The organism is Magnetococcus sp. PR-3 (assembly GCF_036689865.1).
GTDB lineage: Bacteria > Pseudomonadota > Magnetococcia > Magnetococcales > Magnetococcaceae > Magnetococcus.
Genome location: NZ_JBAHUQ010000029.1, coordinates 23,282 through 48,925, shown reverse-complemented (window position 1 = coordinate 48,925; position 25,644 = coordinate 23,282). Strand labels below are relative to the sequence as shown.

The 25,644-nt window shown below is 50.4% G+C and carries 1 protein-coding gene (running past one end of the window); it reads right to left on the bottom strand.

Going from position 1 to position 25,644, the window contains the following annotated elements:
- On the bottom strand, positions 1 to 25,644 hold the 5' portion of the coding sequence (locus V5T57_RS15170) for a pentapeptide repeat-containing protein (protein WP_332892088.1). It extends 9,264 nt beyond the left edge of the window; the window shows 25,644 of its 34,908 coding nt (coding positions 1–25,644); its start codon is at positions 25,642 to 25,644; its stop codon lies off the left edge, out of view.

The following is a 25,644-nucleotide window of genomic DNA, read 5'->3' as shown; positions in this document are numbered from 1 at the left end:
GGTGATATCCACAAAGGTCTTGGACCACACCTCCTTCCAACCCGCGATGATAGAGTTGATGTCCACATAGGCTTTGATATAGAAGCTCACCTTGATGTGGATGGAGAAGATATTGAGCGGGTTACACTCAAGGGCGGCAATAATCTCACTTACCCGCAGCTTACCATCGGCCTCTTCAGGGTCCTCCCACAGATCCAGATCACCCTTGAACTTAATCCCCCCTTCAACACCGGCACGTACAATCACCGCACTGAAGGAGACCCGCACGCCAATGGTGGCCTCTAGTTCAATCTCAGGCAGATCACGGCCATCTTTCGTCCAGTTATCACTGACATAGAAACCATCAAAGATATCCAGGAAGTTACCACTGCTGAAGTAGCTGTTTAACCCGTAGGTATCAAAACCCAAAGTAAGGTTAATCTTGACATTAAACGCCGCCCGGAAGCCCATGTTGACGGTTGGGGCTGAGTAAATGGGGAACTCTTTCTTAAACTCTGTTCCAATCTCCAACCCTGGTGGGGTAAAGGTAATCAGATCCGCTGTCTTACCGGTTAGCAGATTGATGACGTTGCTGAAATCAGAGAGCAGCGGAATTTTAAACGCACTGTTGGGATCGTTGAGCTTATCCATAAAGCTCTTGGACTTGGTTTGACTGGACGAAGCATCACCACCGCTGGAGGAGGTGCCGTTATCAATGGCACTATCAATATCCCCAACATCCCCTTCCAGGCTTGCCCCCTTCTTGGAATCACTACTCTTGGCATCCCCAGCAAAGCTAAAGACATCCCCGATGGGAATAATCAAGTTGGCATCGGTTGGAATGCTGTTGATCAGGTCTACCAACTTGACCATAGCGATAATAAATTTCAGCTTGGCTGTACCGCCATAGTTTTTGGCCGTCCACTCAGCCAGGGTCAACAGACTGAAATCTGTCCCCACAATTTTACCAATACCAAGATCCTCTTTAAGGGTATCGATAATGGGCTGCATGGGCCCAGTGACTTCCTGAATTTGCGAAACGATTGGGCCTAGGAAGTCGCTAAAGAAACTTCCCATATCCAACCGTAGATCTGTAATCCAGATGCTGGGGCTTTCTGTGAAATAGGCCTCGTAACCATCAGAACTATCCGGACCGTTATAGCTCCAGGCCATATGGAACTCAGTCAGCAAGGATGGGAAGGAGAACTCCGCATCAATGGTCAGCTCCAGCTGCAAGTTGGCCTGAGCTTCCGCATCTACCACCGTCACAAACAGATCACTGAATTTATTTTGGGTGATCTCTTTAAAGGTTAACCGCCCATCACCATTGGGGTCATCAATATCAATACCCAAGGTACCGGTAAAGCGGGTACGGGAGCCTTCTGCCCCACCCAGATCAAGATCCTCTCCATCCTTACCCACAATAGAGCCTGTGACATCATCCTTCATGGTGCCACGCAGGAAGAAGAGCTGGGCGTTCATTTCAGCAGGGTTATCTGGATCCAGGTTTTTCAAATCATCGGTATCCATCTCCATTAAGGAGATGTTGGTACCGCTCAGACCACCACCAAATGCCACGCTATAGGTGTTATCACCGTTATCGGTCACGCTGATATCGGTACCATCCAGGTCACGGCTATAGGCTTTGTTCAGAGCTTTTTCAATATTGCTGGCCTGGGTGCCTGTATCTTCACTGTAGTTGATGGCAATGGTCTTATAGTTCCGATCACCATCATTAAACTTCAGACTAAAGCTACCTTTGGTGGCCTCGGTAATGGAGATCGTCTGGGTTTCATCAGAGCCAGAGCCACCATCACTCCCTGCAGAAACAGAGGCGACCGAGTCCAGCTCATTCACCAAGAAGGCATCAAAGGTTAATTTGATCTCTTCTGTGGTGAACTGTTCATCCGGTGACCAGGGGTTTTCAACCAGGGTGTCAGAATCTTTAATACCCAGACCGGCTACATCAATGGCATCCGAGACAATGTAGAGACCATCATCCAAGTTGACCCCAAAACCAAAATACATATCCCAACCCAGATCCAGCTGAATACCACCATCCAGATCCAAGGAGAGGCCTGGGAAGCCGATATCAAAGCCGATATCTACATCCTGAGAAAGGATAGATTGTCCCAAATGCATCCGAATTTGTAGTGACTTAGCCACATCAAAGGGATCAGAAGCACCACCGGTGGCGATCACATCACCCGGAGAGTCATCTCCATCTTCCTTACGGGTTGCTTCGGTATAACCCACACGGGTACCTGCAGCATAACCCCCTTCTGCAGCAGCCAGATACTCCACCACGATATCGTCAACCGTGACAATACCGTCGCCATCATAGTCGGACAGGTAGTTCAGGAAAGGGTTATCCAGACTATCGGTACCCGCAGCCCACTCCACCATAGAGGCCGGATCAATGACACCATCCCCATCGGTATCGTCGGTAAAGACATCAAACAGGAAGTAACGTAGGGCGTTCTCCATCCCACCATATTCGGTCAAGGCACTATCCAGCGCATCTCGAATGCCCTGCACCACAGAACCACGGAAATCACCAATGAACTGCGCACCCTGAGCCAACTGGTCCCCAATAAAGGGCAGTGGTAGAGATGCTGCGGCATCCAGACCGGTCTGCATACCTTTCAGTACATAGTCAATACCATCAACGATGATGGAAGGATCCCGCAACAAACGCAGGAAGGGGTTGTTCATCAGTTTAAATGCGTCCAACACCTCAGCGATATCCGGCAACTTGTAGTTAACCAGCGCAGAGTCATCAATACCGCTATCATCGGTCATCATGTTGGTGGTGATGGAGCTGTCTGGATCCACCAACGCCGTGATCATGGATTTTAAATCCGTCACATGGATCTCAACATTCCCCATATCCATGGGGTTGGTCAATCCCGGCACCAAACCAAGGTCGATAATCTCGTCAAAGACATCCCCTTCCAGACCCAAGCTGGTGGGTAAGATCACCGATGCAGAACCGCTGAAGTCGGCATCGATATCACGGAACAGGGTTCCAAAAATACCTGCGGTCAAGTTGGTGGTATCGGCTGCAATTTGCGCAACAGCTTTACCAGCCAAACCACCCGCAAATTCAATATTAAAACCACCACGGGTCGTGTTGGCCGTGACCGTTACTGTATCACTGGCACCACTGTCATACGCATTTTGCAAAGCGGTTTGGATACTGGCTGCCAGGGTATCGGCATCTTCACTGTAGGTAATGGCTGCCGATGTATAGGTTGTGGAGCCTTCCACATAGCTCAGCGTAAAGCTGCCGCTGGTGCCGGCAACCACATTAAGCCACTGCTTAGTATTGCTGGGGGTTGTGCCATCATCACTACCCAGTTGATCTACCTGGGTGGCAATCGCCCCTTGATGGGTCAGCTTATCACCATCGGCACTCATATTTTCCAGTGCGACACCGGCCAGATCCCCACCAAAGGTGATGTCCCAACCCAGGGCACTGTTGCTGTCATCATGGGCGGCAACCGTGACACTGCCACCTGTGGCACTGATGGCCGTATTCAAGGCACTCTGTACAGCACTGCTGTCGGCATCCCAAGCCATATCTGCGGTGGTGTAGGTACTACCGTCATACTCCAAAGAGAGGGTAAAGGTACCACCACTGCCAGAGGGAATTTTCACCCACTGAACTTCATCGGTCGGGGCAATATCCGTAACTTTTTCTGCTGTGACGGCGACGGTTTCACCAGCCAGCGTCCCCCCCATGGTAAAGTCCCAACCAGTTGGTATGCCGTCACTGTCAACCTCAAGATCAGCACCACTAACAGTGGCGCCGGAGAGCCCTTCAAAGCTGAAGGCATCTTCCAGATGGGCAGACATTTCATCCGCGGTCATATAGCGATTAAACAGGGTGGAGGTGTAGGTTTTTCCCTCCACTTCCAACAGCAGGCGGAACGCATCGTCTGCATCGTAACTGATGCTGTGGAGATCCCCACTGACACTATCGGTCAAGGCGTCTGAACTACCCCAAACCAAGCCTTGGGATTCACCTTCCGCAATTTGTCGTACAGACACCGCGGAGCTTAAGTAGTGACGTCCATCCCCTGCCCCTGGTGCACCCGCAGGATCGTCATAGAGGAACAGTCCGGCTTGAGCATCAATATTCGCTGTACCGCCAGAGATATCCAGAACCACGGGACCCAAGTTAGCCGCAAACTCCAGCTCAGTACCCTCAACCTCTGCAGTTAAACGGGTGTAGAGACCGGCATCGTCGGTAAAGTCATCGGTGGTTCCACCATCGTCGTAATCGTAGAGGAACATCTCACCAGAATCTAAATCGATACCCATGGAGAGGTTGATCTGTGCATCGGATTTAACCCGAACCTGAGCCGCAGCCCCCACATCAACCAGGGACTGAACCGTACCGATAATGTCATCAATGGGACCACTACCTACCAGGGCTCGCAGATCATCAAAACTGATATTGATCGGGAAGTCCTGATCGGCCAACTGGAAGGTGTAGGGAAGATTGATAGAGATGGCGTTACCCACCGGATCAAAGTCCAGCTTCACCTCATCTTCACTGATACCAAAACCATCTGCCAAGGCATCTTGCAGGGAATCGATACCCGCTGCAGGGTTGGCCTCGATCTCCTCAATGGCATGGGCGAACTGGCTGGCAATATCCAGCATATCCACCACACTCTTATCGATGATGGGAATATCCTGATCCAGGAACTCAAAAGACTCCATCTGCGCCAGCATTTCGGTGACCATTTTAATGCCATCGATAATGGACGACCAGGAGAGGTTCTTAAAGCCGGAGAGCGCATCCAAACCAATGATCTGAACATCAATGGCATCTTTAAGGTTGATCTCCCCCTTAAAGACATCAAGGACCGGAACGGTAATCTCAATGGTCGGCGCCGCATCCGCAGGGAACAGGTTCAAGTCCCCTGCTTGGGCGCTGATATCATCGATCAACAAGCGGGCAACAGGCGCTGTGCCTTCGGTGTAGGTTGAGTCTGTAAATTCCAAAGAGGTGATAAAATCACTGATCAGAGCACGACCAGTAATATCCAGCAGATAAGAACTTGGTGCATGGAACTTCAAGGCGGTGGTGCTGCTGTCCACCGAACCATCATCCGCATAGGGGTTACCAGTAGAGATAAAGGTATGGCTGCTGAAATCCGTAATGCCTGCTTCACTCAGTGCGGTTGTGATGGCACTGTTCAGATCACTGGCCAGATCCGCCACCGAGCTATTACCGATGGTATCACTGGTACGCAGGGTTACATCAATCTCATGCTCAACCGCTTCTGCTCCAGAGGCTGGGGAGGCTTCGGTCACGGTCATACGAATACCGAGATCCCGTTCCATCACGCCACTACCCAGCGTATCTAATGGTCCAGCATGTCCCACCGTGGAGCCACCCGCACTATCAACGGTGATATCCCCCAACAGGCCAAGCTGGCCACTCTGATCTTTGGCCGCTTGTAGTAGATCGCTAATGTAGACACGACTACCTGGCTCTGAACCACTACCATTCTTAAGCTGAGCACTCACCCCAGCATCAAACACCGCCTCCATTTCACCCATGGAAGCTTCCAACATTTCACCAATGGTGCCTGTGGCTTCAAAGTCCTGAATCCCCACCACCATGTTGCCACCAAGGAAGGCATCCTGCAGGAACAAAGAGACCCCTGTGGTCTTGGCAAGGCTTCCATTCAAGAAGCCCAACTGGTTGATGATCGGGTCACTATCTTGAGCACGCAGCTCCAGGTTGCTCGCCATACCACCACTGACCTCAAAGGTCAGGTAGTCATTGTCTTGAACAATTTTGACCACATCACCAAGAGAGCCCAACCCCTTCTTGGTTAACCAATCATGGCTGGTTTCGGCATCCATTGCCGCTTGGATGTCTGAGATCAAATCATCAATAGAACTGTTACCTGAGATATCCCCAGCATCCACAGCGATGGTAAAGGGGTTGTCACTGTCCCCATCCACAATCAGATCAAAAGCGATGCCTGCGACACTGCTGGAGGTATCTGAAAAATCACTATAGACTTTGCCAGTTTCAGGGAACCCACGTTCGGCATAACTATCCGCACTACCCGTTACCATCAACAGCTCAGTTGCCATAGGATCAGAGCTACTAATGGTAACCCCCATGGTGGAGAGGGAGGTACGGGATTCAAACTGGAAGCTCTGCTGTTCAGCTGTAGTGTCCCAATTGATCTTTACCGCCTCACCCAGGTTACTAAAGCCACCTGAAGCCAGCAGACCATTGGCCTTTACACTGACACCATTCAACGCGTCCTGAATGTCATCCATCAGGTCCGTGTAGCTGTTGTTATCCACCTGAGCTGCCGCAGAGACCGTAACGTCATAGCTCTCTTGATCATTAAAGGTGATGGTAAAGTTACCATCCACCGTTAAGTTGGTCTCATTATCTGCTGGGGTAGCGTCCGGGTCGGTAAAATCATCAAAGGGTTGTGATGGATCTTCCAAGAACATGGCGGGCGGACCATCCGCACTGTCTGTAAAGTCACCACCATTGACTGCGGCTCGGGCCACACCGGCACTGTTCAGATTGAAATCATCCGGACGATCAAAATCGATCCCGATGGTGGTTTCAAAAGTGATCCCTGGAGTGATAACAAATTTACCATCGGCATCCAGTGAAATAATGTCCGATTCAAAGCCCAGATCAATATCCTCTTCCATCTCTGGAAGCTCAGGCTCAATTTTGATATCAAACAGGAAGTCCATATTGGTGGCGTCAAACCGAGCCGCCAGATCATAACTCTCACCATCGGGGAGCAGATCATTAATGGCGTCGGCAAACACCTCGGCAAACTTATCCATGGTGTTGAATTTAGGACCTGTAATGGCATAGGCATCCTGACCACCCGCTGCAAAGCCCAGTACCGAAGGATCAGCATAAGAGGTTGAATGGGTCTCGCCCGTCAGCCAAGTATCGGTGACCAGTACCGTTTCCATATCGGTACCAGCCAAGACACCACCAAATTCAATATCTATAGAGCCACCGCCATCAGGTACCTCAGTAAAGGTCAACAATTCGCTGACCTCATCGGCACTCAGACCCCCAAAAGCCTCTGCCAGAGAGCTTTCCAGCTCGCTCTCCATCTCCTCAATTGAGTCACCCCATGTCCAGGCCTGCTCAGGATTATAGTAGGTACCACCGTAATAGACCGAGATACCAAACCCACCCCCAACAACATCATCAAACCAAACACGCTGTACCTCATTGACCGCATCAGCAATATCCGTTGCTGCGGCCCCATGGCGCAGGGTATAGGCATCAGCCATAGCACCCGGTTTGGAACGTAGATCCTCAAAGGTTGCAGAGAGGGTGTTGATGGACAGGTTGCCCAGGTCACCACCAAAGGTGATATCAAAGGCGATGGTAGAGGGTGAAATATTGACCTCTTCCGTATCGGTATCCGCCACCGTAACCGTACCCACACCGCTTAGAGCACTGTTCAGTGCGGATTCCACCTCACTGGCTGTGGCATCCCAATCAATGGCAGCGGTCTCGTGACTGTTGCCATCATTATCTTCAAATTGGAGCTTGTACTGTGACGTTTCGCCGCTATGGATACCGGCATCCACCACAAACAGCCGCTGCATGGCTGTATCACCTGCAGGGGAACCATAGGTGAGAACATCCACCGCAACACCCGCCCCTGGTGTCATGGCCATACCCACAAAGTCATCTACATCCGTCGGTTTAATCTGCAAAATACCGCTGGTCACACCACTGCTGGTGGTTTTTTCTGTTGCTACAATCTGGATCAGACTACTAACGACCGCTTCAGCCTCAACACTGTTGGTGGTGGACCCTTTGGTAAACTCAAAGGAGAGAGCCTCCATGGTCTTACCCGCCAGATCACCAACAAACACGATCTCCCATTTTTGAGCTTCGCCTTCATCGGTATCTGCAGCAAGCACCCCAACGTTGGTCCAATCCAACCCATCATCCAGCCCTTCAATCGCCTCTTGCAGTAACAGGCGAATTTCAGAATCACTCTTACCAGAAATATCCACGGAGCTAAGATCAGCAAAGGCCGTTTCACTACCAGCAAATTTTACTTTAAAGCTGTCTTGGGTTGACGCATCAAAAGCAACACTTTGAATGGGCAGGAAGTTGAGGGTATCGATATTCTGACCCGCAAGATCCCCGGTAAAGCTGATGGTCCAGTTGCCTTCATAGCCAGATACTTCAACATTCCCATCACCAATTCCGGTCATATCCTCCAGAATTTGTTGTATCTCTTCCGGTGTTGCCGTCGCAGATAAAGTCTCAGAAACGGTACCATTACTACCAAGCTGTAGCTTGAACTGACCTGAACCTGAGCCAAAGACAACCTCTAGCACCTCACTGGTGTACCCACCAACAGTGCTGGTATTTAGGCTAACATCCGGGGCGTCAACACCTGTCCAGGTACCACTCATCAGATCGATATCAACACCAGCTAAGGCACCATCAAATGTAATATTCCAGAAACCATCCCCACCGGTGGTTACCTTAATATCCGCCGTTTCGCCACTGTCCGTAACAGCTCCTAGGGTTCCACTACCGTTACTGGCCGCCTCAATGGCTTCACGCATCTCTGTGGCGGTGGCGTCATGATCAATGGAGGCTGTGCTATAGGTCTGTCCATTCCACACAATATCCAGATCAAAGCTGGCGGATTGCCCTGCCTCTACATAGACCTCCACACTCTGTTTCTCAGGCGTATCATTAACCCCAGTGCCTGCTACAGTATCAACTTCAAAGCCTTGGATACGGCCACTGGGCACCGTTGTACCCCACTTGATTGCACCGGTATTGACCTTCAACTCCGATACATTGGTACCCGCCAGATCACCAATAAATTCAATTTTGTATTTAGGCGCCGTACCTGGTGTGGTAATGGTCTTACCTGTTGTCTCATTCACATAACTGTTGAGGAATGAGACTTGGACATTACCGGCTCCAATACTGGAGAGCTTCTCTAACGCTTGCTGAATCTGCTTGGGGGAGTTGGTAATATCGTTGAGCAAGAAACGGATGGGATCCGTTGTCTGGGTACCATAGGTCAAAGAAAAACGACCACTCTTAGCGCCCGCAATACTAAGGATCTGCTCTTCACCAACACCAGAGGCACCATCTTGAATGGCAGAAATAATCCCTTCAGGTGCATTGGCACTAAAGGTGATATTCACGCCACTGTAATCTTTACCAGCCAACCCTCCGGCATAACTGATACGGAAACCTTCATCCCGGCTACCCGCGACCTCAAAGTTGGCTTTGGCCGAGGCGATATCATCAGTAAACAGCAAATTGTCAAAGATTAGATCAGTCAAGGCACCTTTGATGTTGTCCTTGATCTCATCATCCGTGTCACTGGCTGCAATGGTTATGGCCTGATCCGTTTTACCATCCAGCTTAAAGGTTAATGTGCCCGTAGCAATACCCAGGTTCAGAACCTGTTGTGTGGCATATGCTTCACCACCAATGGTGGTTTCATCCACCGTGGCACTGGCACCGACCTCTGCATCAAGGCTTTCTGTAACCTCATCGCTCTGACTGACCCAACTGGGCAGATCGCTCTGTACCAACAGCGCACCACCACCAACCTCTGCAACCTTCTGGTTAATCAGTTCGGCCAGCTCATCAATTGAGGTAAAGCTGGTGGTTTCGGAAGCCAAAATATAGATGGTGAAGATCTCAGGCTGCATCTCTCCAGCCCGACGCAGCACGAGGTCAAAGGCCACATCATCGGTTAAGACTGGTGAGATACTCTGACCCGCCGTAATGTCCATGGCCAGGATACCGGAAAGATTTTCATCCAGTGTCTGAACAAAGCCATAGGTAAAGTCAAAGACATCTCCCAACTCCACATCGGTGAAGGGCACCCCAATTTCAAATAGCTCAGAATCCCTGAACTGGCTGAGGAAATCTCCAACCTTTTTCATCATATTGACGATCTGTGCCGGGGTCATGGAAGAGAAACTGGCCAGATCCGTAAAGTTGGACTTTGTAATGGTTGGTGTAGTTGTGGTGATGTTTTCAATAGAGATCGGTGCGCCAACAGACCCCCAGTCAACAGTGATCCTTGGTTGCCCACCGGTCAAGGCTGAGGTATCCGCCCCAAACAGGTTAACCTGGATAGGCAGATCAGCATTGGCATAGACCGTTGCAGAGGCATCAATAAGGTCTTTTACTGAGCTCGCCGCATTGATATCCGCCAGGGTCACCCGACGCGCATTATGGCTGGTATCTTCATCAGGGTTCAGATCCATGGAAGCATTGGCGGCAAAGACGATGGAACCGTCATCGATCTTACCTTCCAAGACCCCCACCGAGACCCCAGCGTTAAAGCCAGTCATAGAAGCTTCAACACTGGCATCCATCTCATGAACCTGGACAAACACATCATCATCACCCAGGGAGATACTGCTCAGATCATCAAAACTCAAACCAAAACTAAGGTCGATACCCAGGTCAGCATCCAACTGCATGTTGCCACTGGCATCAAAACCAAGCCCCAGAGAGTCCAGAGAATCATCCATGACAAAGGGTAGCTCAAAGAGCTTATCCAGATTCATGGCCAGATCCAGGCGCAGCTCTTTTTGTGCTGCAATGCTTGCTGTCGAAGCACCACCTGTAAGGCTTGTCGTTGTGCTGGTCATCATGGAGACATCGGTCCCCCGCAAAGACCCCATGAATGAGACCATGTAATAGCCGGCACTACCGGTTACAGCAACCTCTTCACCAGCCCCCAAGATTGACTGGATAGCCGCTTCGACAACACTGATATCTGCATTGTAATCAAGGGCAGAAGTCTCAGATCCATCAAAGGTCAGGGTAAAGGTGCCGCCTGTGGCATCCACCTCCACCAACTGTTGTTCCGTATTGTTAAAGTCCAAGCCACCACTGACCTGGAAAGGACCAACGGTAGTCGAACCGTAGGTATCGGGGAAAAGAGGTGTCAGATCAGAATATTCACCCGTGGCCCCTAGGTAGTCGCGTAACCACTGGATCAGACCAGAATAGGTGTGCGTACCGGATGAGGCATAATAATCGGTCAGTACATCGCTTTCTGTACCATCCGAACTGGTGTGCTGGAAGCTAAAGTAATCCCCCAATGTACGGCCATCATCACTGGCCAATAGGTCAGAGAGGGTCGTATCTACAAAAGGAAGATTGGTATTGAGAATACCCAGATCATCAATAGAAGCCCCGACATCCGCAGCTGTCTGGAAAATATCCTCCAGCTTGGATTTAACCGTGGCATTATCAATACTGACATCAAACAGGTAGGAGACCGCCAGATCCCCTTCCACAATTTCCGAAGTAATGGTTAGGGTGGGATTACCCCAAGCGCTGACGTTGAAGCCACCGGCGCTGGCATCAAACAGCAAGCTTCCTTCAAAAGCAACGGCAGGGGTAAAGGTGATATAATCAGTAACCGTTTCTCCCTCAAGATCCGCAACCGTTATGCGTCCCTTCCCATCTTCATTGTCGGGATCTTCCATCGCAATAGAAGCGGCAACCTTAGCCGAGAAGGAGCTCCCATCCGCGATCTCTGCAGTGGCCAGATCCCCCAACAGAGAGGCCTCCACATTCAGCCCCATCACATCCAGGGCGGCACCTGTATCAAAACGGTTGAGCCTGAAAAAGAGTTCAGCATCGGAAGGAACAGGTAGAGGTCCCGCAAAACCAGTATCTTCACTACGGGTGGTTACCGCCACACCGGCATCCAGATCCAAGGCAAAGACAAAGCGACCCAAAGCTGAACCAGTAACCTGTAGGTTTGCAATGGAAGAGGCCGCTTCACCCGCCAGATCAGAGAGGCCAAAATCAAAGTCGTATAGCGCGGAACGGTCAATGTTAATGGCAACATTGAAACCCAGCGTGACCTCAGAGTCAGCCGTATCAAAGGAAGGGGTCAGGGCAAACTCAGGACCATCCAAATCAGCAAAGACATCATCCAAGACCGCCTCATCCATATTGGCGGCAAAGGTCAATGTACCTTCATCTTCCACACTAAAGCTTGTTAGAGCATCGTAGAACGCACTGGCTGCAGAGACCACATCAACATCAGCAATGCCTGACAGATCCAAACCACGCAGATTTGCACCATCAAAGGTGAAAGTTGCACTGCTGCTATCATCACTGTCATCAAAGAAAGAACCAAAGCTCAGATCGACACTGCTGAAATCAAAACTGAAATCTGGCAGTTCAAAATCTGAAAGATCCACCCCTTTAAAGGAGCCCATTTTGAACAGGTCGCCAAAGCTATGGGTACCACTGTCGTCATGTTCAAAGCCTAAGTCGGTCAGCCAGGACGACAGGGATGAACCATCAAAGATCCCTGAGATATCTAGGCTACCAAAATCTGCCCAGCCAAAATTCAGGTTCTGAGTCGCGGAGGGGCTTAAGTCACTGTGCTTGAGATAGAGACCAGCCAACAGCTTTTCAATACTGGTGGCCCCATCAAACTTGGCGCCTGAGAAGTCGAGCAAACTGTTGAGGTCAAAATCCCACTTGGTGATATCGGTAAAGTCCAGACCACTGGTACCACTGAAATCAAACCCAGAGAAGTTGACCTGACCAAAAAGACCATCCAACAGCGCAGAGGCTCCGAAGGAGGCCCCTTTCCAGGTTGAGCCAGTCCAGCGGGTATCGCCATCAAACGTTGCATTGCCAAAGGCGACATCGACCAACGTGGTAAAGCCAAAGTCCACCCCTGAAAAATCGATATCCCCAAGAGCGCCAAAATCGACACCGGTTAAATCCCAACCATGGAAGTTAAATCCACTCCAGTCTGCGATCCCACTCATAACAGAGAACTTCGCACCATCAGCACTCAGCCAGCTGCTACCACTGCTGGTACCATCCAACAGATAAGCCAAACCTGTGGCTGTGATGGTACTGTGGTTGCTCCCATCAATAGCGACATTCAGACCATCTGTAATGTCACTCCAATCCACTTCATAGGCAAAAGCCCCGGTCAAATCAACCGTATCAAATGAAGCATTGGCAAAGCTCACACCCCGTAGGTTGGCCCCTTGCAGAGAGAGATTATCAAAATCAATGTTGCTCAGATCTAAATCAGAGAGATCAAAACCATCCCAGGTATAGCCATCCAGGGTTAAGTAGCCCGCCATCTGCCCGGTGAGCAGACGTTTAACATCGGCGGTCAATGTCGAACCAAACATGCTCTTGAGCGCTCGGTCGGTGACAAGCCCTGTCAGTACGGTCTCGGTCGTGGTTCCATCACTGTTCGTAAAGCTGCCAAAGTCAATATCTGACCAGGTAACATCCACAGCCAAAGCTTTACTTAAGTCAGCCCCTCTAAGATCCGCCCCGCTAAAGTCCACACCCCGAAGGTTGGTATCACTTAAATCCACACCCCGAAGATTGGCCCCTCGGAAGTTTACCCCAGCCAGATTCAACCCACTCAGATCGGCACCTTGCAGATTAACACCTGAGAAATTAACCCCTGTGAGATCAATACCCGTCCAGTCAATGTTCAGCAAACTGGCGCCACTAAAATCAGCCAAACGTAAGATTGAACTCCCATTGAAGCTGGCACCGTCCAGGATGGCATCCCGGAAATTGATGCCAGAGAGATCCAACCCATCAAATGTTGCCCCATCTAACTGAGCACCACGGAAGATAAAGTTACGCAGATCAGAAACTGAGCTGAAATCGGTTCCAGAAAGCTTGGCGAAAGCCCAATCCACCGTACTGCCATCAAAAGGCAGGTTTAGTTTTTCCATCAAAGCCGCTTTTAGCGCATTCACCATACCCCGTAGTGTTGGGAAGGTTGTGCTGAAATCAAAGTCGGCAAAATAGGTTGTTGCTGCGGCTTCAAGGGCAAAGACATCAATGGTCTCGCCATCGCTCAAGTCACTATCAATGGTCAACAGCTCATTGATACTCTTATCCAAACCTGGAATATCACCGTTCAGCAGATCAAAACCTAACCAGCCATTTCCGGTGGAGTCGATGGTATTAAGCAGGCTTAAAATACTGTCTTTCAGTGTTTCAGTAACCTGTACATCCATGTAGAGGTCTGGCGAGGTTGTCTCCCAACGTAGATCGACATCGTTGTAGGCAAACAGTTGCTCAGACTGCAAACGTAGGGTCGGGTTACCAAAGTCACTGAGATCAAAACCATCCCCTTTGGCATTCAATACAAACTCAGCATCCAATTTACCCACAGGGGTAATGGTTACCAGGTCGGCAAAGTCATCCACCGCATCCAACTCACTTTTAAGAATGCGATTTTCGCCATCACTGTCATCCGGATCATCTACTTCCAGATTAACTTTGGCCGAGAGATCCAAGTAGCTATCCACCACCTCAATCTCAGCCAGACCTGCCACATCGACACTGGCATACAGATTACCCAACTCCAGCTCTGCACCAGCTTCCAAACGATTTACAAAAAAGAACGGGTCTGCGGTTGAAGGGTCTGGTAACGAAAAGACACCCCCCACATCCTTGGTACCCAACACCATACCGATATCCACATCGGCAATGGCATAAGCCATGGTATTGGCAGTACCAGACAGGGAGAAGTCTGGGACCAAAGCTGCGGCTTCATCGGGGAGGTCCGCGACACCAAGACTAAAGTCCAGTGCCATCTCTTGGGCTAAGTTGAGCTGCATGTTGAGGTCTACCACCACCTCATCACCACTCATATCCAGACCACCCGCAAAGGTGATCATAGGCCCACCGGTCTTGAACTGACTGTTCTCCACCACCGATTGCACCATCTTGCCTTTGATGGTGTCTGCATCCGTACCCGTAAATTTGGTCAGACCATCGTAAACCGCCCCTTCAAAGGCATCACTGGTGGCAAAGTTAGTCACACCACTCAGTACCGCCCCTTTTAGATTGGCTTGATCAAAAGAAGCATCTTCTACATCGACATCCGAAAGGTTGGCCCCAGACAGGTCCACCCCAAGGAAGGTCATTTCTGAAAGATCCAACCCAGCCAAGTTGGCATTGGCAAAAATACCCGAGACAGCCGTGGGCAAAACACCATAACTATCATCCAGCACCTGTAGGCTGGAGAGATCTGCCCCACTAAAGTCACTCCCCTTGCTTAAGGTCGCCGTGGATAGAGTGGCACCGGTCAAATCCACACCACGCAACAGAGCATCGGTTAAATCTTTTTCACTGAAGTCGATCTCAGATAGATCCCAACCAGAGAAGTCATACCCCTCAAAATCTGTCTTGGTGGCAAAATCTTTGAGTGTATCGCCAAAACCAACCGAACTGGCGATGGTCGAGGCATCCTCCACCAGCATGTCCGTCACCGTGGCACTGTCTCCCCCGGTACTATCCGAGAAATCCACCCCCCAGGCGAAGGCTTGACTAAAATCGGCACCCGCTAAGGTGGCTGTGGTTAGCACCACATCCCGCAAGTTGGCACCACTTAGATCTGCGTCGGTCAAATTAACCCCGGTCAGGTCCAGGCCGGCCAGATTAAAGCCCGCCAGATCATACCCCGTCAGGTCTGCACCCGCTGCCAGCTGTAGCGCGGTACCCACGGCATCACCACCCAACAGATCAACACCACCCGCATCGTAGAGCAGGCCACTAATATCTGTACTGTCGTCGGTTAGAATATTGGCCAAACGCGCACCCACCACCATGGCGTTAGACAGATCGACACCAGATAAGTCGGTATGAGATAAATCGGCTTCCCGTAGGTCCAGGCCACTCAGCGAAAGACCATCCAGTATCGCCCCTTGCAGGTTCACCCCCCCCATACGGGCGCGGGTCGTGGTTCCATCGGTTGTGGTACTAAAGATCGCCCCGGTCAGGTCAGCACCGGAGAAATCCACCCCGGTCAGGTCAGCACCGCTAAAGTCAGCCCCGGTCAGGTCAGCCCCACTGAAATCGAAATGTCTAAGGGACATCCCTTTAAATTCCGTATAGGCCAACGCTTTACCGGCCCACTCTGTGGTGGCTGGGTTAAAGGGTACGGCTACCGCCTTGGTCAAGGCTGTGTTCAGGGCATCTGCCAAGCCACGTATGGTGGCCTTGGGCTCATCCCCTACAGGGCTGTCTGCAAGGTGGGTGGTGTTAAAGTAAGTCTCAGCATCGGTTTGCAGATCAAAGATCTTCTGCAAAATCGTATCTTCACCCTCTTGGGCACCAAAAATTTCGGAGAGGCTTTGGTTTAAACCAGGGATTTTGGTCGTCAAAAGATCAGAATTAAGGGCACCATCCCCGGCACTCTTTAGTTCACCCAAAATATCCAGAAGTTTGGTTTTATGATCTTCTAGCAGCACAATGTCCATATAGAATTCAGGGGCATTAAACTGCACACTGCCACTATCATCCACACTGAACAGCTGGTCACTCTTTAGTGCCACAATGGGCGATCCCAGGAGATCACCCAAATCACTATTCCCCCCAACATCAACGGATACCTCAAACTGGGCATCAAATGTTGCGCCTGGGGTGACAGAGACCAAGTTGCTCATCCACCCATCAGCATCTGCGGCTTTAAGTGACTGCAACTCACTGTAGTAAAAGCGCCCATCGCCATCGGGATCATCAACCCCCACACTGGCGGCTACCTTGGCACCGATCGAGGCACTATCGACCGTGACACCCACAATATTAGCCAGGTCCATGGAGGCCGTAATATCCTGAACCCCCAACGCCGCACCGACATCAAAACGATTCAGTTTAAAGTAAGGATCGTAGCTGGAAGGTAGTGGAACAGAGATCCCCCCCCCCACATCGGTGGACTCCAAACCAATGACTGTGCCCAGATCAAAATCCAGGGCGACAATGGCACGACCATACGCTTCACCAGCAATATCCAAACTACCCACTTGAGCCAAAGCTTCGGGCAGTAGATCATCACTGCTAAAGGCAAATGCCTCATTAAAGGTCTTATCAACATTGACCTGAAGGTTCATGTTCAGATCAATTTCGTCACGACTAAAATCTACCCCCCCACTAAAGGCAAAAGCAGGCCCTGGGGCACCGGTGGCAAAGATCTCTTCCACCGCTACTTCGTTCATGGTGGCGGTTATAGTGTCGCTAAAGGTACCAGCCAGTGAGGTCGCGGCATCATAAAAGGCACCAGCAGCACTGCTAATAGCCCCTGTAACACCCGAGAAATCCACCCCACTTAACGATGCACCATCAAAAATGGTGGACTCCAGAATAGCCCCGTCAAAGAGGGAGAGCGTGAGATCAACATCAGACAGATCAATACCGGTAAAGTCGACACCTGAGAAGTTGACGCCCTTGAAGCTGCCCCACTTAAAGTTACCGTTATTAGCTGTCTCTGTGGAGAGATCAACCCCCTCAAAACTGACCCCATCAAACAAGCGTAAAACAGAGTCTGAAAGAGTGCTAAACAAGCCACCCAGATTCAAGGCACCGGAGAAATCAGCCCCTGTAAAGTCCAAACTGCCGACGTCAAAGGTAATACCGTCCAGATCTAAGCCTGAAAAATTCACCCCTCTGAACTGACCGATGAGATCTGTAAAGCCACTCAGATCAACCCCACGCCAGTCGGAGAATGAAAAATCGGTATCTATATCAAAGGTAGAGCCGCTGAAGTTGGCGCCTTTGAAATTAACACCACTAAAGATAGCCCCGCTAAAGTCAATACCGCTCAGATCAAGGTCAGAAAGATCTAAATGGCTAAAATCAAACCCGCTAAAGTCAACACCTGCAACCAGCTTTTTGATTCCCACCCAAGCTTCACTGAAATCCGCTTCAACAACCAAATCGTCCAGGGTGACATTTAGGCTGGGCAGATCCAACCCGCCCCAATCCACACCATAGGCAAAGGCATTGCTCAGATCTGCATTATCCAATATGGCGGTGGCACTGAAAATGGCATCTCTAAGGTTGGCGCCAACCAGCTTAAGCCCGGTCAAATCCACACCCTCAAAGCGCAGGCCGGACAGGTCAAAACCACTGAGGTCAAAATTTAGAGAGGAGAGGTCTAAACCTTCACCCCACAAGTTCCACCCACGACCGGTTTGACTACCAAAAATAGCACTGATATCGATATTACTCAGTGCCCCGGTCAGATCTGGGATCTCTCCACGTAGCCACTCAGGACGGCCCCACTCAACATCCAGCAAACCTGCCGAGCTAAAGTCCACACCACTTAAACTGGCATTGCTCAAATTAGCCCAACGAAGATCCAGACTACTGAAGTCAATATCATCTAAAATGGCTTCACTAAAATCTGCCAAGCGGATAATGGCCTTACCGATACCATCGGTCTGGAAAATAGCACCACTGAGATCTGCCCCAGAAAAATCAACCCCTGTCAGATCCAAACCGGTGAAGTTCGCCCCTTTGAGGATAGCATCGGAGAAGTTAACCCCACGCAGATCCAAGCCCATGGTTGAAAAATCAACCCCTGCCAAATTGGCACCGGACCAATCTAGGGTCTCATCTAGACTGAAATCTACAGAGGTTAAAGAGGCCAAAGCATCATTAATTGCATCCAGGAACCCACGTACGGAGGGGAAGTCACTCCCTGTGAAAGTGTAGGTTGTAAAGTAGGCTTCAGCAGCCTCTTGCAGCTTAAGATATTCCGTAATGTCACTGGCTGCAGAGTCTGTACCACCAACGATCTGTCCCAGGCTCTGGCCCAGACCTGGAATTTCCTCATCCAACAGATCCAGTGGCAGTTCAGCCACCATATCCTCTACTTGCCCCAGCAGATCAAGAATCTTGGCTTTTAGATCTTCACTGATCTGTACATCGACCCAAACATCTGGGCTATGGATACTCCAGTCACTGCCCTCATAGGTGAGCAGATCATCTTGCTGAAAATGCACCTGCATCAAACCATAATCAGAAAGACTAAAACCTGCTGTGGAGGCATCAAAGGTGAACATACCTGCAAGCTCAGCCTCTGGTGTCACCGTAATTAAGGAGCTTACCCCACCAGCATCCGTAACCTCTGTTGTGGTAATACGGTTTTCACCATCAGCCGCGTCGGGGTCCTCAATCTCGGCCGTTAGCTTGGCTGAGAGAGCCATTTCACCATTAACAATGGAGAGATCAGCGATACCGGCTACATCCAGATCAGCTTGTACATTGCCCAGCTCGACCGAAGCCCCAGCTTCCAGTTGGTTGACATAGAAATAAGGATCCAGTGTAGGCAAGCTGAAGACACCACCATCACCCGCCGTGCCTATAACCAGCCCCATATCGACATCTGCCAACGCATAGATGTTGGCCGCGGCATGACCTGAAATATCCAGATCTGGTAAAACCGCTTGGGCGGCTTCATCCAAATCTGCGGTACCCAGTGAAAAATCAACCCCTACCTCACGGGCCAAATTAACCCGCATATTCAGGTCTATCACCACCTCATCACCACGGATGTTCAGCCCGCCATCAAAGGCAAACATCGGCCCATCCATCGCCACACCCACACCCTGACCAATAAGGGATTCCAACATGGAAGATTTTAAGGTTGTCAGGTCACCATCATCCACCCCAGAGAAGTCAGTCGCAGCATCGTACAGAGCCCCTTCAAGACTGGTTACAGCCGCCAGATCACTGACCCCAGCCAATACAGCCCCCCGAAGATTAGCCATATCCAAAGAAGCTCCCGTCAAAGAGACTTCAGAGAGGTTGGCACCAGAAAAATCAATCCCTGTAAAGGCCAGATCTGTGAGATCCAACCCAGCAAGATTGGCCCCCTTGAACACCCCCGTCACTGTGGCGGGCAGCAGGGCATCCCCGGCCTCTAGTTTGGTCAAGCCTGAGAGATCAGCACGGGTAAAGTCTGTGGAATCACTTAAAGAGGCGGTGGTAAGGATGGCATCCGCCAAATTAACCCCCGCCAAATTAGCCCCGGAGAGATCCTTGCCACTAAAGTCAATGGTCGAAAGGTCAAAGCCGGAAAGGTCCAAACCGCTTAAATCACTGTCGGTCGCAAAATCCTTAAGGTCAGCCCCAAAACTTTCTGTAATCGCCGATAGATCTTCCACCACCATATTGGTCACAGTGGCACTGTCGGTGCCTGTAGCACCAGAGAAGTCAGCACCCCAGGCAAAGACCGCACTAAGGTCAGCATCGGTTAGGGTTGCACCGGCCAAACCTGCATCCCGTAGGTTGGCACCGGTCAAGATAGCATTAGAAAAATCAATACCATCAAGGGTTAAGCCAGAGAGGTTGAAACCGCTAAGGTCATAACTGCTGAGATCTGCACCACTGGCCAGTTCAACGGCACTCCCCGTAACGGTAGAGAGCAGCGCCTCCTCTAAACCACCGTCATAAAGCACCCCTGTGATATCTGTCGAGGCATCCACAGTCACGCCATCAAACAGAGTATCCACAAGCAGAGATTTAGACAGATCCACTCCACTGAGATCCACGTTAGAGAAGTCACTTCCACGAAGATCTAAACCCGACAGGGCGATGCCACCCAAGGTGGCCCCTGTAAAGTTGACACCATTTAAAGAGGCCTTGAGGGTCTGACCCGCACCATCTGTACCGCTAAACAGGACATCCGTAAGATCCGCACCCGCAAAGTTTGCCCCCGTCAGGTCCGCTCCACTGAAATCTGCACCCGTTAAATTGGCACCTGTAAAATCAAAACCACGCAAAGAGAGCCCTGTAAAGTCTGTATAAGCAAGCTGCTCTCCCGCCCAGTCGGTCGTGGCAGAATCAAAGCTAATGGCCACAGCTTTTTGTAAGGCACTGTTAAGCTCAGCAACCAAACCTTTAATGGTCGCGGTCTCTGTACCACTGCCCAAGGTGGTGGTCTCAAAATAGGCTTCAGCCGTACTCTTAAGATCAAAAATCCGCTGGATCAGGGTATCGTCACTCTCCTTACTGGCAAACATATCGGCCAAGGATTGATCAATACCTGGAATTTCCGTGGTTAAGAATGCAGAGTTCAGTGCACCATCACCGGCACTCTTCAGGGTATCCAACACCTCAAGCAACTTGGTCTTGTGTTCGCTGTTCAGCGCGACATCTAAGGTGACTTCAGGATTATTTAGAGCAAACTCACCAACCTCATTAATGGTAAAGAGCGAGTCTGTAGCGATGGTAACAATGGGGTTACCCAACAGATCGGTAACGGCACTGCCACCAATGGTGACACCAGAATCTACCCCCACCTCAATCTGAGCATTTAATTGTGTAGAGGGTGTCACGCTGGCAATATTCTTCCACCAGCCACTGCTATCGGCATCTTTAAGGGCCTGCATCTCTGAATAAGAGAGTTTGCCATCCCCATTGGGGTCATCCAGAGAGATCCGGGCACCAATTTGGGCATCCACAGCGGCAGACTCAACCGTGACAGCACCGAAGTTAGCCAGGGTAAGATCGGCCTCAATCCCGCCAATGCCCAGGCTAGCCCCAAGATCAAAACGGTTTAATGAAATATAAGGATCATAGCTATCCGGTACAGGCAGGGTCAGCACACCGCCCAAATCTCGATCACGCAGGCCCAGTGTTGTGCCTAGATCCATATCCAGAGCGACAATGGCACGCCCATGGGCCTCACCACTCACACCAAAAGTGGGTAATAGGCTTAATGAATCTGCCAGTAGATCTTCACTTTCCAGATTAAAATCTGCGGTGAAGCTTTCATCCACATTGGCCTGCAGGTTCAACTTCAGATCAATTTCCTGACCCGTAAAATCAATACCACCACTAAAGGCAAAGGCTGGCCCAGGGGCACCTTGCTCAAAGATCTCCTCAACCACCACACTGTTTAAATCAGCCAGGAAGGTGGCATCCCAAGCGGTTGGAATGCTGGTGAGGGTATCGTAAAACGCCCCTGCGGCACTGGCCACGGAACCGGTTAAACCTGAAAGATCAACCCCGGATAGGTTGGCGCCATCAAAAATCAGATCGGTAATATCCGCCCCAAAGAAAGAGCTATTAGAGAAATCCCCACCTGAAAAATCCCGGCCACTGATCGTACTCTCTTCGAAAGAACTGCCTTTAAAGCTGCCCCACGACAACAAGCCGTCCAACCCTGTAAAGCCGGAGAAATCTACCCGAGAAAAGTTCACCCCATCAAACAGACGTTGGACGCTGCTAGAGAGATTACTAAACAGGCCATCCATATTGGCCGCATCGCTAAAATCAGCACCTGTAAAGTCTAAAGAGCCGATGTCAAAGGTGATGCCATCAAAGTCAATACCCGAAAAATTGACCCCACGGAAGGTACCCAATAAGTTGGTTAAACCCGTTAGGTCAATACCTTGCCAATCCGCAAAGGAGAAGTCCGTATCCTTATCCGTAACGGTGGTTCCATCAAAGCTGGCGCCGGTCAGGTCAGCCCCTCGAAGGTTTACCCCAGAGAGATCAAAACCACTAAAGCTTAAGCCGGATAGATCAAAACCGCTGAAATCAAACGTACTAAAATCGGATGCCGCATCAAATGTCAAAACCCCGGCCCAGCCCAGCGCAAAGTCAGCATCAACAACAAGGTTGGTCAGTGTTGCCCCTAACGTACCCAGATCACTATTGCCCCACGCCACATCCAAGGCCCAAGCATTTGAAAGATCACTGTCTGCACTGAACACCGCATCAAAGAAACGACTACCTCGGAGGTCAGCCCCATTGAGAGAGATGCCTGACAGGTTGACACCAGAAAAATCGACCCCCGAAAGGTCAAACCCACTAAAGTCCAGAGAACGCCCTGAAAGGTCCAGACCATAGCTGATGTTATGCCAGTCAACCGTTACCCCACTAAAGATACTGCTCAAATCCTCATTGGTTATCGCATCGGTTAAGGTCGGGGTTTTACCCGAATCAAACTTAAACGATCCCCAATCAATATCTAAAAGAGAGGCCTTGCTGAAATCCACATTATTAAGCCATGCACCATCCAGCCTAATGCCACGTAAATCCAGGCCACTAAAGTCAACTTCATCCAAAATAGCCGAGCGGAAATCAGCTAAATGAAGGGTGGCGATATCCAGGCCATCTTTAAAAATGGCCCCTGTCAGGTCGGCACCTAAAAAATCAACCCCTGTTAAATCCAGGCCACTGAAGTCAGCACCTTTCAGGTTGGCACCTGAAAAGTCCATACCGCGTAAATCGATACCCAATGCGGAGAAGTCCACTCCAGCTAGGTTGGCATCGGCCCAGTCCAGTTTATCCGCTGTAAATTTGGTCGCCATAAGAGCGGACAGGGTGTCGTTCAAACTCTGTAAAAACCCACGAACGGAAGGAAAATCAGAACCGCTATAACTGTAACCATCAAAATAGCTGGTTGCTGCATCTGCCAGCTTAAAGGTACCGCCAACATTGTTGGTGGCATCCTCACCATTACCGATGAGGTCAGATAAACTCTGTCCTAAACCAGGAATTTCTTGATCAAACAGACCAAAGGGTAGGTTTTCTCCCAACTCTTCCAACTGACCAAGCAGACCAAGAATGGTCTCTTTAAGGTCTTGACCAATTTGTAGGTCCAAGTTGACTTCTGGCGTGGTTACCGCAAAACCGGAGGCATCATAGGTAAACAGGGTGTCGGTAGCCAACAGCAGTGTTGGTGAACCATAGTTGGAGAGATCAATATTACCCAGTGTGGCATTGAGAGGTAATGTCGCCTCAAGCGAGCCCGAAGCCTCTAAGGCCAGATTTTCTGTAATGGCCGCAACATCGGAACCAACCGACGTTAGGCGAATACGCCCTTCCCCATCTGCTGCGGCTTCATCCAGGTTAAGCCTTGCTTGAGCCTGTAGGTTAATCGATCCATCGGTTACCGATATGGCCGCTGCACCACTTCCAAAGATCTGCTCAGATAAGCCAACCGTTGCGGCCAGATCCGCAATTTCTACCGCTGTGCGTAGCGCCAGTCCATCCAACTTCAAAAAACCATCAAAACCAGAGCTGTCATTGTCCAGATCGGTCACACCCGCCAGTGTTAGACCAACGCCAACCCCACCTGCCAACTCTGCTTGGACCGTCAGATCACTAGCCACTGTCAGATCAAAACCAGCTTGAGCCAGTGCGTTACTGATGCTGTCGGATAAGGTTACAGGGGTGGTAAAGTTGGTTTCACTGGTAAAGTCCAGATCAAAACGAATCTCCCCCCACTGGTCATATAGACCCGCTGTAATCTGGAACATATCCGTACCAGCCAGCGCATTAAACTCATCCGCTAGGCCGTCTGCCCATAACCCCATATCTGTCGAGCCACTGATGGCAGCATCTGCCGCAGCCAATGCATCAATCATCTCATTGGTATCAATGCCCAGTAGATCTGTCACCTCATCGGTGCTGTTTACACCGGCAAGGCCAAAACCACCCTGGATCACCTCACCAAGGCTCATATCCAAAATGGGTACCGTTGTTGAAATCAACCCATCCTGCACAAAAGCAGATGCGGTGTTATACCAGCTATCAAACGCACTCTTGGCGGCATCAACCAAAGAACCGCCTAGGGAGATCCGACCCGTTAAATCTTCTACATTATCGATGTCATAGTTACCATCCACCGTGGTCGTAGCTGAACCATCATGGGTTAGGCTGACAGAGTCACCTGCGAAGTTAACCTGATCCTCACCTGCCCCCCCATCGATACCATCAAGTATGGTGGCATCGTTAATGGTAAACAGGTCGTTACCCAGCCCGCCTTTAATGGTGTAGCTGCCACTACTGGCATCAATGGTCTCTGTGCGTCCTTGATCGGCATAATTAACGGTAATGGAGTCACTATTGATGGTAAATGCCAGATCACCGGTAACATCTGAAAAGTCCAGAGTATCCCCACTGGCTCCAGTGACCGACTGAGCGGTAAAACCATCATCAAAATTATGGGTTGCCGCCAGCGTATGTGCATAACCACGAACAGCTAGGGCTGAGGTATCAATAATCCCATGCTGAAACTCGAGATCCCAGTCCCCACCCATTTTTTGGTTGCCTGTGAGATCTTCACTGGCCGCCACATCGGCCCCAGTGAGTTGGGCAATCTGCGCAACAAACGCTTTACCCTGATCATCCGCGGCAACATCGCACCCATAGATCAACAGGTCTGCATCAACAGACAGGGCTTCTCCCCACTGTTTCAAAGCCTCTTCATACTCAGACACGTTTTCACTGTCCAAGACGCCACTGCCCAGATTAATCTGACCATTCGCACCATGTGCAATTAGATGCACAGCATCCAAATTGTCATACTGCTTTAACCAACTGCTGATTTGATCCATGCCATTTTTGGTGGCATCCAACCAGATCACCTCAAAAGCAGAATCAGCGCTTGCACCAGAACTGGTGAGCGCCTCATGAATGAGTCCCTCGGCATCTTCAACATTAGGGTCCACAAACAGCAATCCGGTAATTTCCGAATTTTCTGTTTGATCTTCCTGCTGATCGTGTTGCAGCTGGGAGAGCGTGGGCTTTGCGGCCCAGTTTGTTGCCTTAGAATCAAACTGGGCGGAGATAAGATCGGCTGGCGCCTCAATGGGGTGGTCAATTTTCCCAGCGTCCGGGTCCGGTGTTGGCGGCACAACCATGCCTTCACCCGACAGCATAAAGCGCGGCTCCAGGTTCTCCACCAGTAAGCGCCGTTGGCGCCCCTGAGGATACCGTCGTCCACGCCCGGTACGTTTAAGAAAATCACGCATCTTTTGCGCAAGATGCATGGGATGTACATGGTGCTTAGATGGTTGATGCAGCGCCAT